General features: G+C 43.9%; 14 protein-coding genes and 1 rRNA gene. 1 reads left to right on the forward strand and 14 read right to left on the reverse strand.

All coding sequences use genetic code 11. The annotated features are described in order from the left end of the window. The 13 genes from AYJ08_RS01600 to uvrB all read right to left on the reverse strand — a co-directional run. A 16S ribosomal RNA gene (locus tag AYJ08_RS01600) occupies positions 1-348 on the reverse strand; the annotation flags it as partial. Between the two features lie 430 nt (positions 349-778). Beyond that, a complete protein-coding gene (hisIE, locus tag AYJ08_RS01605) occupies positions 779-1,432 on the reverse strand; it encodes a bifunctional phosphoribosyl-AMP cyclohydrolase/phosphoribosyl-ATP diphosphatase HisIE (RefSeq protein WP_064016328.1) in 654 nt (217 codons plus the stop codon). Further along, positions 1,395-2,186, reverse strand: a complete 792-nt coding sequence (gene hisF / locus AYJ08_RS01610; RefSeq protein WP_064016329.1) for an imidazole glycerol phosphate synthase subunit HisF — start codon at positions 2,184-2,186, stop codon at positions 1,395-1,397. Before hisF ends, hisIE begins: the two co-directional genes overlap by 38 nt. Continuing rightward, the gene (gene hisA, locus AYJ08_RS01615; RefSeq protein WP_064016330.1) at positions 2,180-2,926 is read right to left on the reverse strand and encodes a 1-(5-phosphoribosyl)-5-[(5-phosphoribosylamino)methylideneamino]imidazole-4-carboxamide isomerase; all 747 of its coding nucleotides are present in this window, start codon (positions 2,924-2,926) and stop codon (positions 2,180-2,182) included. Before hisA ends, hisF begins: the two co-directional genes overlap by 7 nt. Then, entirely contained in the window at positions 2,923-3,543 is a 621-nt protein-coding gene (hisH, locus tag AYJ08_RS01620) for an imidazole glycerol phosphate synthase subunit HisH (RefSeq protein WP_064016331.1), read from the reverse strand. Before hisH ends, hisA begins: the two co-directional genes overlap by 4 nt. Positions 3,544-3,547: 4 nt before the next feature. Further along, positions 3,548-4,147: an imidazoleglycerol-phosphate dehydratase HisB gene (gene hisB, locus AYJ08_RS01625; RefSeq protein WP_022586210.1), complete on the reverse strand. Its 600-nt coding sequence runs from the start codon at positions 4,145-4,147 to the stop codon at positions 3,548-3,550. Between the two features lie 48 nt (positions 4,148-4,195). Then, a complete protein-coding gene (gene hisD, locus AYJ08_RS01630; RefSeq protein WP_064016332.1) occupies positions 4,196-5,479 on the reverse strand; it encodes a histidinol dehydrogenase in 1,284 nt (427 codons plus the stop codon). A 19-nt stretch (positions 5,480-5,498) separates the two neighbouring features. Then, the gene (gene hisG, locus AYJ08_RS01635; protein ID WP_064016442.1) at positions 5,499-6,116 is read right to left on the reverse strand and encodes an ATP phosphoribosyltransferase; all 618 of its coding nucleotides are present in this window, start codon (positions 6,114-6,116) and stop codon (positions 5,499-5,501) included. Between the two features lie 35 nt (positions 6,117-6,151). After that, entirely contained in the window at positions 6,152-7,324 is a 1,173-nt protein-coding gene (locus AYJ08_RS01640) for an ATP phosphoribosyltransferase regulatory subunit (protein ID WP_064016333.1), read from the reverse strand. Between the two features lie 246 nt (positions 7,325-7,570). Further along, positions 7,571-8,053, reverse strand: a complete 483-nt coding sequence (locus tag AYJ08_RS01645) for an acyltransferase (RefSeq protein ID WP_064016334.1) — start codon at positions 8,051-8,053, stop codon at positions 7,571-7,573. A gap of 46 nt (positions 8,054-8,099) precedes the next feature. After that, positions 8,100-9,026 carry an HPr(Ser) kinase/phosphatase gene (gene hprK / locus AYJ08_RS01650; RefSeq protein WP_197490564.1) on the reverse strand — a complete coding sequence of 309 codons (927 nt, stop codon included), beginning with the start codon at positions 9,024-9,026 and terminating at the stop codon, positions 8,100-8,102. Positions 9,027-9,214: 188 nt separating this feature from the next. Further along, a complete protein-coding gene (gene uvrA / locus AYJ08_RS01655) occupies positions 9,215-12,103 on the reverse strand; it encodes an excinuclease ABC subunit UvrA (RefSeq protein ID WP_064016335.1) in 2,889 nt (962 codons plus the stop codon). A 12-nt stretch (positions 12,104-12,115) separates the two neighbouring features. Then, positions 12,116-14,092: an excinuclease ABC subunit UvrB gene (gene uvrB, locus AYJ08_RS01660; RefSeq protein WP_064016336.1), complete on the reverse strand. Its 1,977-nt coding sequence runs from the start codon at positions 14,090-14,092 to the stop codon at positions 12,116-12,118. A gap of 174 nt (positions 14,093-14,266) precedes the next feature. Between uvrB and AYJ08_RS01665 the strand changes: the two genes are divergently transcribed. Next, the gene (locus AYJ08_RS01665) at positions 14,267-15,232 is read left to right on the forward strand and encodes a flagellar hook assembly protein FlgD (RefSeq protein WP_064016337.1); all 966 of its coding nucleotides are present in this window, start codon (positions 14,267-14,269) and stop codon (positions 15,230-15,232) included. 126 nt (positions 15,233-15,358) lie between these two features. On the opposite strand, the gene AYJ08_RS01670 is transcribed toward AYJ08_RS01665, so the two are convergent. Further along, positions 15,359-16,642, reverse strand: a complete 1,284-nt coding sequence (locus AYJ08_RS01670; RefSeq protein WP_064016338.1) for a PDZ domain-containing protein — start codon at positions 16,640-16,642, stop codon at positions 15,359-15,361. Between the last annotated feature and the right edge of the window lie 143 nt (positions 16,643-16,785).

Raw genomic sequence — 16,785 nt, forward strand, 5'->3', positions numbered from 1 at the left:
CTGCTGCCCGTAGGAGTCTGGGCCGTGTCTCAGTCCCAGTGTGGCCGGTCACCCTCTCAGGTCGGCTACGCATCGTCGCCTTGGTGAGCCTTTACCTCACCAACTAGCTAATGCGCCGCAGGCCCATCTGCAAGTGATAGCTTGCGCCATCTTTCCGTTTCGCTTCATGCGAAGCAAAACTCTATCCGGTATTAGCATAAGTTTCCCTATGTTATCCCAGTCTTGCAGGCAGGTTGCCTACGTGTTACTCACCCGTCCGCCGCTAGGGTCCGAAAACCCTCGCTCGACTTGCATGTATTAGGCACGCCGCCAGCGTTCGTCCTGAGCCAGGATCAAACTCTCCATTAAAGTAGTTCTTGATCAAAGCTTCAAAACTTGCTTGGCTAGTGTTTCTATCAAACATTTTACTGTTCAGTTTTCAAAGATCATATTTTGTCGAACATTTGCTAGTATATCATCTCTATCAGAGTGAGTCAAGCATTTTTTTCGACTTATTTCGAAGCCTTTCGACCTCGTTCGTTGTTGCCAGTGCAATGTTCCCTGGCGACATGTATTAATCTATCATATTTACATATTTAAAGTCAATAGTTTTTATAAAAAATATCTTTTTTTCTCGTAAAACATTGTTGAATCTACTATTGCAGACATCTAACTATACATGAAATCTCTTAAAAAACCTAGTAAGAAACATATAATCTAGCGTATTTTTCTTCACTACATTATATGCTTCTCTACCCTTTTATCATATTTACCGCTTTTTCATTCCAACATAAATTTCTTATCTATTTTTATTTTGTCGATTCTGTAATTCTAATAATACCTGTTCGAGCGGTAGGTTTTGCTCACGTAATAACACAAGAAGATGATAAAACAGGTCAGCCATTTCATAACGTAATTCATCTTGATTACGATTTTTTGCTGCTAGTAAAACTTCTGCTGCTTCTTCCCCTACTTTTTTCAAAATTTTATCTATTCCTTTTTCAAAAAGATACGTAGTGTAGGCTCCCACAGGCATTTCCTTTTGACGAGTAGCAATTAACGCTTCTAGCTCTTTAAGAATGAAGAAATGGTTATTCTCACTGCTGCTTTCAGCAATCTCACCTACTTCTTCCTCTCGTGAAAAACAGGAATAGCTACCGGTATGACAAGCTGGACCAGCAGGTAAAACCTTTAACAACAAAGCATCTCCATCACAGTCTGCAGAAATAGAAATAAGCTTTTGGCGATTCCCTGATGTCGCCCCTTTATTCCATAATTCTTGTCTGGAACGACTCCAGAGCCATGTTTCGTTTGTTTCATAGGTCTTTTCCAGCGCTTCCCTATTCATATATGCCAATGTAAGAACTTCTTTCGTCAAAGCATGCTGAATAATCACAGGCAATAAACCTTGATCATCAAATCTCAGCTGCTCTATGATTCGGTTCTCTTTCATATCGTACAGGCACCCCCTCGGTTGTTAAAAAATGCTTCACTGCAGAAATAGACGTTTCCTCATAATGAAAGATAGAAGCTGCCAGTGCTGCATCTGCCATTCCCACTGTCAGTACATCCAAAAAATGTTCTACACGTCCAGCACCACCAGACGCAATCACCGGAATTCCTACCGAAGTGGAGACTACACTGGTTAACTCGAGTCCAAAACCCGACTTCTCACCATCATCGTCCATGGAGGTAAGCAAAAGCTCACCAGCGCCTAGCTTCTCCACTTCCCTAGCCCACTCCAGCACATCTAAACCAGTAGCCTTTCGACCACCATGTGTAAATACCTCCCACCTGCCAGAATCCGTTTGCTTCGTATCAATCGCAACGACAATACATTGACTTCCAAAAAAAGAGGCTCCCTCCTGAATTAGCTTGGGATGTAATACTGCGGCTGTATTCAGCGATATCTTGTCTGCGCCAGCTCGCAAAATTCGTTTCATATCTTCAATGGAATGAATACCGCCTCCCACTGTAAAGGGAATCGTTATATGGGCGGCAGTCCTCTCTATAACATCTATCATTATTTTTCGTCCTTCATGAGAGGCTGATATATCCAAAAACACCAGCTCATCAGCACCCTCCCGGCAGTATTTTTTCGCGAGTTCAACCGGATCACCTGCATCTCGTAGGCCTACAAACTGAACACCCTTCACTACCCGGCCCTCTTTAACATCCAAACAAGGAATAATGCGCTTGGTTAACATATTTGTGTAGCCTCCCTTACTTTATCTAAGGCTTCGGAAAGGGAAATAGCTTTCGTGTAAAGTGCCTTGCCAACAATAGCCCCCTCTACGCCACACTCTATTTGATTGGCTAAAGTAAGCAAGTCATTTATATGGCCAACGCCTCCTGAAGCAATGACTTTTTTGCCAGTAGCCATTCCTATGTGAACAATCTCTTCTATATTAGGTCCTGTAAGTGTTCCATCCCTCCCGATATCTGTATAAATAAATAATTCGGCTCCGAGCTCTACCAAATGTTTAGCTATTTCTGTTGCCTGCACTTGGGTTGTGGATAGCCATCCTCTGGTCGCAACGTAGCCGCTTCGGCAGTCCAAGCCAATGGCGATACGCGAACCGTAGCGACGTAACGCCTCAATTGTAAAGCTACGATCCTCTAAAGCCGCTGTACCTAAGATAATTCTTGCGATCCCACACTCCATATATGCTTCAATATCGTGTAAAGTACGAATTCCACCCCCGACTTGAATGGGGACAGATATCGACTTAGCCATTTCACCAATCAGTTCAAAATGTACAGGGGTCCCTTCTTTTGCTCCATCCAAATCCACCACATGCAACCAAGCTGCTCCCGATCCCGACCACATTTGTGCTACATCATAAGGTGACTCCCCATATACTGTTTCTTGATTGAAATCCCCTTGAAATAAGCGGACGCACTTCCCTCCACGTATATCAATAGCAGGATAAATAGTGAATGTCATGCCAGCCCCTCCTTACATTGCTGTACAAAATTAGCTAATAAGGTCATGCCTGTTGACCCGCTTTTCTCTGGATGAAACTGCATGCCGGTAACTTTTCCAGACGAGACGATCGCCGCTACATCATGACCGTAATCCGTGGTGGCAAGCAAATGAGCCAAGTTTTGTACCTGTACATAATAAGAATGCACAAAGTACGCATACTCTCCATCTACTACTCCTTTTACTAAAGGATGCTCTCTATTTCTTAGCGCAAGTTCATTCCAGCCCATATGAGGAATTTTAAAATCTCCTTGAAAGCGCACAGCTCGCCCCGGAAGCAAATTCAAACCCTTATGCACCCCATGCTCTTCACTTTCGCTAAACAAAAGCTGCATTCCTAAGCATATCCCCAACAGCGGACGATCTGTCTGTACATATTCCCGGATCGCTTGATCTAAGCCAATTGTTCGGATATATCTCATGGCATCACCAAAGGCACCCACACCTGGCAGCAATAAACCGCTATAGCTATTTAACTGCTCTGGTTGACTAACAATCTCATGTGCCGCCCCTAAGCGTTCCAATCCTTTGCGTAAACTAAACAAATTTCCCATCCCATAGTCGATAATTCCAATCATATTTCTATAGCATTCCTTTCGTAGAGGGGACTCCTTTTACTCGTGGATCAAGTTGGGTAGCTTCATCAAGCGCGCGTCCGAATGCTTTAAATATTCCTTCAATCATATGATGGGTATTTTGACCATAATGCAAAATGACATGAACGTTCATCCGTGATTCTAAAGCAAATTTCCATAAAAATTCATGCACCAGCTCGGTAGGAAATTGTCCAACCTGACATGAAGGAAAAGTAGCTCGATATTCCAAATGAGGCCGATTACTTATATCAATCACCACCTGAGCCAACGCATCATCCATAGGAACAAATGCATTCCCATAGCGCTTAATTCCCGTTTTATCACCCAGTGCCTCACGTACAGCCTGACCTAAACATATCCCGATATCCTCAACCGTATGATGATAGTCGATCTCGATGTCCCCTTCTGCTTCCACTTGCAATTGAAAATGGCCATGGCGTGTAAATAAATCAAGCATATGGGACAAAAAAGGGACACCTGTATTCAGCTTGCTCTCTCCATTTCCGTCCACTGTAAACTGCAAAGCCACGTTTGTCTCATTGGTTTTACGCTTTATAGTCGCTGTTCTACTCATAGCCTGTTCCATCGCTTTCTTCCTTTCAGCTAGTTTGACAACAGTCTGTCATCCTATTTATCAGGATTTATCGCTAACACTAGCCAGTCTGACTTGAATGGCTTTGGCATGAGCCGTTAGCCCCTCTGTCTCCGCCAGTCTCATAATTTTTTCTCCATGCTCAACAAGATCAGCCTTACTATATGAAATAACACTCATTTTTTTAATAAAATCGTCAACCGATAAAGGAGAAGAGAAACGTGCTGTTCCGTTTGTCGGTAAAACATGATTCGGTCCGGCAAAATAATCGCCTACAGGCTCGGAGCTGTAAGGGCCTAAAAACACAGCTCCGGCATTTTTAATTTTTCCTATATGACTGTGGGCATCTTCTACAAGTAACTCTAGATGCTCAGGGGCTAAACGATTAACCACTGCAAAGCCTTCTTCCAAATCAGCCACAACACAGATAGCTCCATGAGAGCGCAGAGAAGCTTCCGCAATCTGTTTTCTTGGCAGGTTCATGATTTGCCGCTCTATTTCTAAAGCTACTTCCTCAGCTACTTTTTGTGAGGTCGTAATCAAGATAGCTGACGCCAGCGGATCGTGTTCCGCTTGAGATAGGAGGTCGGCAGCAATATAGCTAGGCGAAGCTGTTTCATCTGCTAACACTACGATTTCACTAGGACCTGCTATCATATCAATGCTGACCACTCCAAACACCTCACGTTTGGCTAGCGCGACATAGATATTGCCCGGTCCAACAATTTTATCTACAGCAGGAATCGTTTGCGTCCCATACGTAAGTGCGCCAATTGCTTGGGCTCCACCTACCTTATAAATCTCCGTCACACCAGCGATTTCAGCAGCAACTATAACGGCTGGAGCAATCTTCCCTTCTCGATCTGGTGGTGTGACCATCACAATTTTCTCCACGCCTGCGACTTGTGCTGGAATGGCATTCATGAGTACAGAGGAGGGATAGGAAGCGGAGCCGCCTGGAACATAAAGCCCCACGCTTTGTAGAGGCCGAATCATTTGGCCCAGCATAGTTCCAGACTCTCTTGTCATAAACCAGGATGTACGCGCCTGATGCTGATGATATGCACGAATATTGTCGGCCGCTTCTTGCAAAGCGCTCTGTACCTCAATGGGAACGTGAGCCTTGGCAGCTAGGTACTCTTCTTCTGTTACGCGAATCTTTTCGATGGTTACCCCATCATATTTTTGGGTAAAGGCACGAACTGCTTTATCGCCATTCTCTTTAACCGCTGCTAAAATCTCCCGGACAACACATTGCTGTTCTGTAGTGCCACGGTCAATACTGCGGGCAATACTAAGATTGTGTGCATTTGTAATCCTTAGCATGCTGTTTAGTACCTCCTATTCATCTGAGTACGCCTGCTTTTGGAATGGCCTGTATAAATTTTTCGGCAATGCTTTCTACAGCCTTACTTTTCATTCGATAACTGGAGCGATTGGCAATTAACCTTGTAGTAATATCGCAAATATGTTCAATCTCTATCAGACCATTCTCTTGTAACGTCTGCCCTGTGGAGACAATATCAACAATCCGTTCTGCAAGTCCGATCAAAGGAGCTAATTCGACAGAACCATTTAGCTTAATGACCTCGACCTGCTGACCTTGTTCTCGAAAGTAACGCGATGCAATCGCAGGATATTTGGTAGCTACTCTAGGCTGAACAGTTGGCTGATACTCGGCTAAACCAGCAACCACCATGCGACATTTGCCAATTTCAAGATCAAGTAATTCGTAGACATCCCTGTTTTCTTCCAATAAAACATCTTTGCCTACCACACCAACATCTGCTACGCCATACTCCACATAAGTCGGTACGTCAGTTGGCTTTGCCAAAATAAATTCCATCTGAAAATGCGGAACAGGAATAATCAATCTGCGGGAATCTTTCAAATTTTCACCAACCACGATGCCTGATTCCTGTAAAAAGACTAGCGACTCTTCAAATATGCGCCCCTTTGGCATCGCTATCGTTAGCTTTTGCAATGATTCCGTTTCCTTCACGGTTCCTCGCCTCCCCAGATAACAACATGATTGTGTTTGCAATTTCCAAAAGCATGCTCTGCCTCTGCTGACCATCTTGCTGTAATAACGACATTTTGTTCATCACGTTTTTTCTGTGCATAGCGAAGTGCTTCTGCTCGTTGGTGCTGCTTATATAAAATGACATATCGTTTTTTAGAAAATGGGGCTTCTATATTTGCTATCTGTAATAAACAATCCACTTCGAGTGCAAACCCTGTAGCTGCTGCTGGACGACCAAATTGCTCTAACAATCGATCATATCGGCCGCCGCTTAACAAGGATGAACCCAGTTCTGCTGCATATCCTTCAAAAACAATGCCTGTATAATAATCAAATCGGCCAATGAGCGTTAAGTCTAATAAGATATGCTCCTCCACACCATAAGCCTCCAACGCATCCCACAATGTTGAGATGGTTTGCATAGCTTCCACCGATTTTGAATTTCGCAAGAGCTGCATGCCTTCCCTAACGATCTCTTTACCGCCGCGCAATTGAAGCAAGAAAAGCAGCTTCTCTTTTTCTTTCTCTGTGACAGATAGTCTGCTCACGAGTTGACGATACCCTACATAGTCTCTATGCTGAAGGCATTTCTCCAAGCTTTGTCTCTCCTGCTGATCACCTATGATTTCTTCTAACAAGCCTGTTACCACATCTACATGACCAATTGTTAGTTTAAAGGCAGATACTCCAGCATCCTGCAAGCATGAAATCGCTAAAGCAATTACCTCAGCATCCGCATCTACACTAGCATCTCCGATAAGCTCTACTCCTGTCTGATAAAATTCAGCAGGACGACCAGCTTCTTTCTCTTGCGCACGAAATACATTGGCTTGATAAAATAATCGGATAGGATAAGGTACGTGCTTATACAAGGAGGAGACAACACGAGCTATAGGCGCTGTTACCTCGGGACGTAAAATGACAGTATGCCCCTGTTTATCTAACAGCTTGAACATATGGTCGGTCAGAGTTGCACTTGCTACTCCCACCGTTTCAAAGTACTCTAGCGCAGGTGTGGCAATTTCGTCATATCCCCACCTTGATATACATTGACGCAAAATTCGTTCAATTATACGTTGCTTTTGTAATACCTCAGGCAGTATATCTCGCATGCCTAAAGGCTTTTCAAAAACCAAGGGTGTAGCCATCCTCGTTCCCTCCCACTCCTCTAAACACTTTACTCTGCTAATAAACTAAAGCGAATGAATTAGTAGAAAATATACTACTAAATATCGAAGAGGTCAACACCTTTTTATGACAGCATGTCCGTGTATCATGTGTTTGCCTACTTAACCTAGTAGCAAAAAATTTTTTGGCACTATCACCATCAAGAGTTTTATTTACCTACAAAAAAACCTTTGTCTCCTGACGAGACAAAGGTCCTCTACTTTACTTTACTTTCGAATGGTTTGTAACGGATTTCCACCCACAAATGCTCCTGCTGGTACATCGCGGTGAACAACACTTCCTGCTGCAACCACGGCATTATCACCAATGGCTACTCCTGGCAAAATCGTGGTATTGGCCCCAATTAAAACACGATCGCCAATAATAACTTCCCCAAGGCGATACTCGTCCACTAAATATTCATGGGCTAAAATAGTAGTATTATAGCCAATTACGCAATTTCGTCCAATCGTAATGAGTTCAGGGTACATAATATCCATCATAACCATCAATGCTACAGCAGATTGATCGCCTACCTTGATTCCCAGAAAGGTACGATACATCCAATTCTTCACAAACACAAACGGACAATAACGCGCCAGTTGGATAACAACAAAGTTTCTGCAAACCTTCCAAAAACTCACGGTTTTATACATATGCCAAAGCGGATTGACTCCTCCCGCTACGGGATATCGTTTGGTGTTACGCATAAGCGTCAGATTGCTCCTTTACCTCCCCTACAGGGATCGCATCATCTTAGATAAATGAATCATGGTCTTCAATTGTATCTGTCAAACGCTTGGAGAAATGTACAGCAGCATTGTAGCCCATGCGTTTTAGGCGATAGTTCATAGCTGCTACCTCGATAATTACGGCTAAATTTCGACCCGGACGAACAGGGACAGTAATGACTGGCACATCGGTATCCATTACTTTCATTTTTTCTTCATCTAGTCCCAAACGCTCGTAGTGCTTATGCTGATCCCACAGCTCTAGCTTCACGACCATATCAATGTTTTTCGTATTACGCACAGCTCCCGCACCAAACATCGTCATTACATTGATAATACCTACTCCGCGTATTTCCAATAAATGTTGGATTAAATCAGGGGCCATTCCTGTTAAGTGACCTTCTTGGGTTTGACGAATTTCTACAGCGTCATCGGCTACAAGACGATGACCACGCTTTACCAGTTCCAGAGCTGTCTCACTTTTCCCGATTCCACTTGCACCAAGGATAAAGACACCCACTCCGTATACATCCGTAAGAACCCCATGAATCGTAGCTGTTGGAGCGAGGCGATCCTCCAGATAATTTGTCAGCTTACTAACCAAGCTGGTCGTTGGTAAAGGAGATTGAATGACCGGCACTCCTCTGCTGTTAGATACGTCCAGCACTTCTTGCGGCAATTCCAAATTACGCGCTACACACAAGCAAGGTGTCTCCTCACTCATTAAGAAGCTGAGTCTATCCACTATGGTTTCATTAGGCAATGTATGTAAAAATTCCATTTCAGTCATTCCGAGAATTTGAATGCGTTCTCCAGGATAATGGGATTTATATCCCGCTAGCTGTAATCCAGGTCGACTTAAATCAGTTACGCTGATCGGGCGACTTAATCCCTTTTCGCCACTTACTATTTTCAGTTGAAAATGTTCGACAAGATGACTGACATTTACCATTTGTATCAAACACCACTTTCCCAGCCGAGATCGCTGTTTTCCGTTATTTCTTACCCCTATTGTAACGAACCCACCTTGTGCAAACAACCGTCTTCATGAATTGGCTTGTAACTCCCATCCTTATGTAGATGAAAAGGCATCCCGTTAATTAGGATGCCTTTTGAATGTTGTACTGTAAAGCTTTTACCTTAGGTTTGATTAACTAGTTCTTGAATCCGTTCTTGAGTACGCTTGCGATCACGCTCAAGGATAGGTCCCAAAAACTCTCCTGTATACGATCCCTTAACCTTGGCTACCTCTTCTGGAGTGCCCGTAGCTACAATACTGCCTCCCCGTGTTCCGCCTTCTGGCCCAAGGTCGATTATATGGTCTGCTGTCTTAATAACATCCAGATTATGTTCAATAACCAAAACCGTATCCCCATTTTCTACTAATCGTTGCAAGACTTTTAGCAAGCGGTCAATGTCATAGGTATGCAAGCCTGTAGTCGGTTCATCTAGGATGTAAATGGTGCGCCCCGTACTGCGGCGATGTAATTCCGAAGCTAATTTCACGCGTTGGGCTTCTCCGCCTGATAAAGTAGTGGCCGGTTGTCCTAACTTCATGTAGCCTAAACCAACATCAAGCAGCGTTTGAATTTTTCTTTGGATTTTCGGTACATTTTTGAAAAACTCAACTGCATCTTCCACTGTTGTTTCCAAAATATCAGAAATGCTTTTGCCTTTATATTTAACCTCTAAGGTCTCACGATTGTAGCGTTTTCCATTACAAACCTCGCAGGGTACGTACACGTCCGGCAGAAAATGCATCTCAATCTTGATAATACCGTCTCCTGTGCAAGCTTCACAACGCCCGCCTTTTACGTTAAAGCTAAAACGCCCTTTCTTGTATCCACGCACTTTTGCTTCATTTGTGGAGGCAAATAGGTCACGAATATCATCAAACACACCCGTATACGTTGCTGGGTTGGAACGAGGCGTACGCCCAATTGGCGACTGATCAATATCAACTACCTTGTCCAAATGCTCCAAGCCATTCATTCGTTTAAATTCTCCAGGCTTAGCTTTTGCCCGATTTAATTCACGCGCCAAAGCCTTGTGCAGGATTTCGTTAATGAGAGTACTTTTTCCGGAACCAGAGACACCCGTTACAGCGACGAATACGCCTAATGGAATCTTGACATTCACATTTTTTAGGTTGTTTTCTTTTGCCCCTTCAATCACTATCCATTTATCGCAGGCTTCACCATTTTGAGCAGGCTTGCGTCTTTCAAGGGGTACAGGGATAAATTTACGCCCACTTAAATAAGCTCCTGTCAGAGAGTTGGGATTTTCCATTACTTCTTGCGGAGTTCCTTCCGCCACTATCTGTCCGCCGTGAATCCCTGCTCCAGGACCAATGTCGATAATGTAATCGCAGGCTAGCATCGTATCCTCGTCATGCTCTACCACGATCAGTGTATTTCCTAAGCTTGTCATATGCTCCAGCGTCTTAATCAAGCGAGCATTATCACGCTGATGTAGACCAATGCTTGGCTCGTCCAAAATATATAAGACTCCCATTAGACTAGAGCCAATTTGTGTAGCTAATCGAATGCGTTGCGCTTCTCCACCTGATAATGTACCTGCCGCTCGGCTTAATGTCAGGTAATCAAGCCCCACATCAATAAGGAAATTCAATCTTGCTTTGATCTCCTTTAAAATCATATGAGCGATCTTTATCTCTTTCTCACTTAATTCAACCTGATCAAAAAATTGATGGGCATCCACAATAGATAGACTGGTTAGCTCTGAAATATTACGTTTGCCGATTAAAACAGCAAGGCTCTCTTGACGCAAACGCTGGCCTTTACAAACCGGGCAGGCTTTTTGCCCCATGAAGCCTTCAATTTGTTCACGTATATAATCAGAGCTGGTTTCTAGGTGGCGTCTTTGCAGATTCGGGATTACACCTTCAAATGCCACTGTAGCCTCACGTACTTGACCAAATTCATTCTCATAACGGAATTGAATTTTTTCCCCTTTGCTGCCATATAAAACGATTTGTAATTGCTCATCATCTAGCTCTTCCACCGGCACATCTGTAGGAATGCTAAAATGGCGGCAAGCTGATTCTAATAGTTGAGGGTAGTAGGTAGAAGACTTTGGCTCCCAGGCTGCTATAGCCCCCTCTGATAATGTCTTGGTGGAATCTGGAACAACCAGATCCGGGTCAACCTCCATCCTCACTCCCAATCCATCACACTCTGAGCAGGCTCCGTACGGACTATTAAATGAGAAGATTCTCGGCTCTAACTCGCCAATCGAGAATCCACAGAGCGGACAAGCATGCTTCTCGCTAAATAGCAGTTCTTCCTGATCAATAACATCGACAATTACTTTACCATCAGCTAAACGCAAAGCTGTTTCTAAGGAATCAGCAATGCGTGTCTGAGAATCAGGTTTGACAACGATCCGGTCAATGACAACTTCAATGCTATGCTTTTTGTTTTTTTCCAGACGAATCTCCTCAGATAAATCCCGGACTTCACCATCAACCCGAACCCGAACATACCCTTGTTTACGAATATCTTCTAACAGCTTGACGTGTTCTCCTTTACGTCCCTGAACTAGTGGAGCCAGAATTTGCATACGGGTACGTTCCGGAAATTCCATAATACGATCTACCATTTGTTCGATCGTTTGGGAACTAATCTCTATCCCATGAGTTGGGCAAACAGCTCTTCCAATACGTGCATATAACAGACGCAAATAATCATAGATTTCTGTCACGGTTCCTACGGTAGAACGTGGATTGCGACTCGTGGTCTTCTGATCAATCGAAATAGCCGGAGAGAGACCATCAATGGAATCTACGTCAGGCTTATCCATTTGTCCAAGAAATTGACGAGCATAGGCGGATAGCGACTCTACATAACGACGCTGTCCTTCCGCATAGATCGTATCAAAAGCAAGAGACGATTTTCCTGAACCGGATAGTCCCGTTAAAACAACAAATTTATCTCGTGGGATGACGACATCTATGTTTTTTAAATTATGAGCGCGTGCACCCTTCACCACGATTCGATCTAATGGCATGTATTTCACTCCCTACAGGTCAGCTTTCAACTCCAATATCAAATCGCGAAGCTCTGCTGCACGCTCGAACATGAGATTGCGTGCGGCTTCCTTCATTTCCTCTTCCATTCGCTCGATGACTACTATGCGATCTTTTTTCGGCATCTTCTTTACATCTAAGTGTGGTAGATAATCAGCTTTCTCCTCTGCCACTTTTGTTGCTTCAATAACTCCGCGAACGGCTTTTTGAATCGTTTGCGGTGTGATGCCGTGCTTTTCATTGTAAGCAAGCTGAATACTACGGCGCCGTTCCGTTTCTTGTATGGCTTTCGACATGGAATCAGTCATTTTGTCAGCGTACATAATTACGCGACCCTCTGCATTCCTCGCAGCACGTCCGATGGTTTGGATTAATGACCGCTCATTGCGCAGGAAGCCTTCTTTATCTGCGTCTAAAATGGCAACTAAAGACACTTCCGGTAAATCCAGCCCTTCCCGCAACAAGTTAATCCCGACCAAAACATCAAATTCGCCCAAACGCAGGGCACGTAAAATCTGCATGCGCTCTATGGTCTTAATATCAGAGTGCAGATAACGTACTTTAATGCCAATCTCCTTCAGGTAGTCGGTTAGGTCTTCTGACATCTTCTTGGTAAGAGTCGTTACTAAAACACGCTCGTCTTTAGCAATGGTTGCCTGAATTTCCCCGATTAAATCATCAATTTGTCCTTTTATTGGACGAACGGTGATAGTTGGATCCACTAAACCTGTTGGACGAATGACCTGCTCTGCCATTTTAGGCGTATGCTCCAGTTCATATACTCCTGGCGTGGCTGAAATATAGACAGCTTGCTTTACTTTCTTTTCAAATTCCTCAAACCTAAGCGGACGGTTATCGCGGGCGGACGGTAAGCGGAAGCCATGCTCCACCAGTACATCCTTGCGGGCTCTATCTCCATTGTACATCCCGCGAATTTGTGGGAGGGTCATGTGAGACTCGTCTATCACCATTAAAAAATCATCCGGAAAATAATCAATCAGCGTGTATGGAGGATGTCCCTCTGGTAACCCAGTCAAATGACGGGAGTAGTTCTCAATTCCTGAGCAAAAGCCCATTTCCAGCATCATCTCTATATCGTATCTCGTACGCTGTTCTAGCCGTTGCGCTTCCAATAACTTGCCTGCTGCCTGCAATTCTAACAGCCTTAGTTCCAGCTCCTGTTCAATATTTTCAACAGCCTTCTTCATTTTTTCTTCACGGGTAACGAAGTGAGACGCAGGAAAAATTGCTACGTGGTCCCTGCTTCCCAGAATCTCCCCGGTTAATACATCAATCTCTGTGATGCGTTCAATCTCATCACCAAAAAACTCTACTCGTATTGCCTGTTCACTGCGCGACGCCGGAAATATTTCCAGTACGTCTCCTCGAACACGAAACGTCCCACGAGTAAAGTTAATATCATTGCGGTCATATTGAATATCAACGAGGCGATGCAAGACCTCATCTCTGCTTTTTTCCATGCCTGTACGCAAGGAAAGCACCATCTCTCGATATTCAATCGGGGAACCCAAACCGTATATGCAAGAAACGGATGCTACAATGATGACATCCCGTCTCTCCAATAACGCGCTGGTTGCTGAGTGGCGCAATTTATCAATCTCATCATTAACGCTTGAATCCTTTTCAATATAAGTATCCGAATGAGGAATGTAGGCTTCCGGTTGATAGTAATCGTAGTAACTAACGAAGTATTCTACCGCGTTATTTGGGAAAAACTCACGAAATTCTGCTGCCAACTGAGCAGCTAAGGTCTTGTTATGCGCCATGACTAGTGTAGGTTTGTTCACCTGAGCTATCATATGAGCAGCAGTAAAGGTTTTACCTGTTCCGGTAGCACCCAGCAGAGTTTGATGGCGTTTACCCGCCTTTATTCCTTCCACTAGCTCTGCAATTGCACTAGGCTGATCACCCGAAGGCGTATACTCCGAAACTAACTCAAAACGATCCACGGTCCCCTCATCCTCCTTTTTATATCCTATCCTTCATTATAGCACAATTATTTAAAATTTAAGCAAAAACTCGAACGTTTGTTTGTCTATTCGATATAAGTGATTTTACCGATAATATAGAAAGATAGCAAGTCTATCTGTCTGATAATTTTTACCCATTTGGGAGGAAAATGAATGCCGACCAACAGCATACAAAAATCGCTGGGAGCAGCGAGAGCAGCAGCCAAAGCGACAGCACAAAGCACAACGCCGAAAACAAAGTCTTCCGTACAAGCAGAATATAGCTATGCTAATACAAAAGAATTTTCAACGGGCTTGGATAGCGAATCTTTTATGAAGCTAATGATTGCCCAGATAAAGAATCAAGACCCGATGTCACCGATGGATAACTCTCAATTTATGATGCAAACCGCTATGATGACCATGGTGGAAAAAGTGACGAATATCGAGCTTCTTATGAAGGAGTCAAATAGCAGTCTGTTAAACGTAAAAGAGTACGAGGAAATCATCGGTAAAAAAGCTACCTATGAAGTGGCTCGTAAGGATGACTCTGGTCAAATTTATGTAACAACAGCTTCTGGTACCGTTGACGGAGTAAAAATGGTTGATGGTAGAATCTGGTTTATCGTAGGTAAAGATATTATCTCCCAACAGCAAATCCATGGCTTAGAATCTCTTACATCTCAAACTGGCGTGGACCAAACATTAAAATATGCCAATATGATTGGTTATAAAGTAACGTATACAGAGGAAGGAAAAGACGCGGACGGCAAACCAACCTCAACTGAGTCAACTGGTATCATTCAAGCAGTCAGCATGAAAAACGGTTTGGTTGAATTTGTTCTAGCTGACGGTAAAAAGATTAAATCTACAGATATCGTTGGACTTGAGGTAGTAAAGCCTGAAGAAGAGGAAGAAGTTCCTACTAAGCCGGACGGTTCTGAAGGCCCCGACGAAAACGGCGGCACTGATGGTTCTGAAGGCACTGGTGAAAGCGGCGGCACTGATGGTTCTGAGGGTACTGGCGAAAGCGGAAATCCCGACTCTCAAAAGCCTGATGAATCAGGAAACACTGGAGATTCCCAAACGCCCGGTGACAAGGAAAAGTCTGAGGGTAACACGGATAAGCCCTCTGCATAAATGGCAAGAAGAGGAGTCCAAAACCGTTCTTCTCAACCGAAAAAGATGACCTCATACAAGCTTGAGGTCATCTTTTTGTTGTTTCAATGCTTTTTCCGCGGCACGGGTAACGTAGGGTTTTCCCTGCTACATGCCCAACTCGTGCTCGCCTTTCGGTTTATGCTTCCTTACTCCAAGGAAACCAATTTCTTGCATGGACACAAAATGCGTTGTCCGTTCGTCTGGTACCACAATAATACCCAGCTGATGATGCTGTCCCGCATAGATCGCACTCTGCGTAAATTTTATTTCATGATCCAGTGTCAAAACTTCCATTTTACAGAAAGCTGGATTGGCTTGTAACGCCGGATATAAATCTTCCTTTACCGAGATCGGGTGTCCATTTACCTTAACGATTACCTCGCCGATCCTAATCCCCATTACGTCCGCTGGCGTCCCTGGGAGAACAGCCATCACTTTCAGACCCTTACCAGTAGGAACGTAGTAGGGAGGCAATTTCTCCTCTTGGCGTGAGCTTAGCCAGCCCAACCATTCGTGCCCAAAAAAGGCAAAGAGGGCAGCTACATAAACAAGAGAAGGGACAATAACTGCTACATAGCTTATTCCAAGCAAAATGAATGAATAGAGAAATAAATGCTTGGATAAAGAGTTCGCTTTTTCCTGTGGTGTTTTGGTTTTAGTAATAGCAGAAAAACCAGTAATTGCTGGTAAAAGCAACATCCCAAGTGTAGCCATCGACCAATCCGGAGAAAACAACGGCCATCCCTGAAATAGTGCAGGTACCTGCAATGCCCCTTCTGTAACAGGGGTTAGTACAATGACAGGTGTTAGCCAAAAGGAATGGAGCTGGTAAGCACCTACGACTCTTCCGCGTTTTCCTTCTACAAATAATGGAGATGCATGTCTGCCTCCATGACTTCTAATAAACCATGCTTCTACAATATGTAATAGAGCGACTAAAGCTAGCAGCGGTGCTGGATTAGCATGAGCAAACCACCCCCATACTTTAGCGGCACCAGATACCTCTTCGGCTATGGGAAATAGTTTGGCAAGCCCGTGTAAGCCGGTAAAAATAGCCGTTCCATAGGCCAAGCATAGAAAACGAAATCTTACAAAGGCAAGTAATAAAGCAATCGCCCAAGCAATCCACATGTCAGATATCTGAATAAAGATGCCTAGTAACCCAGCTGCAAGGCTAACGAACAAACCGCCCACTATCCCCAGACCAACAGAACGCAGTGTTTGTGCTAATGGCGAATGGATTCTTACGGAAAACAGTTGACGCTCCCATAGCATTTGTTTGCGATAATGCAGGTAAATCAATATGAGAAACGCATATAGGAGCGGATTTAACAGAAAATGTACCAATGCGTACAAATAGTTGCTTATCAGGTTCCAGAGCACACTCAATTTTCTCTCCCCCTCTAAAAATATAAAAGAGCTTGGCAGCTGCCAAACCTCTAGTGCCGGCAAAACTTATTGCACTTTTACTATCAATCGAAACCATTTATCTTTATACAAAAAAGAACCACGACCGTTTTGTTCGTGGTTCT

Source organism: Brevibacillus sp. SKDU10 (assembly GCF_001645205.1).
Classification (GTDB): domain Bacteria; phylum Bacillota; class Bacilli; order Brevibacillales; family Brevibacillaceae; genus Brevibacillus_B; species Brevibacillus_B halotolerans.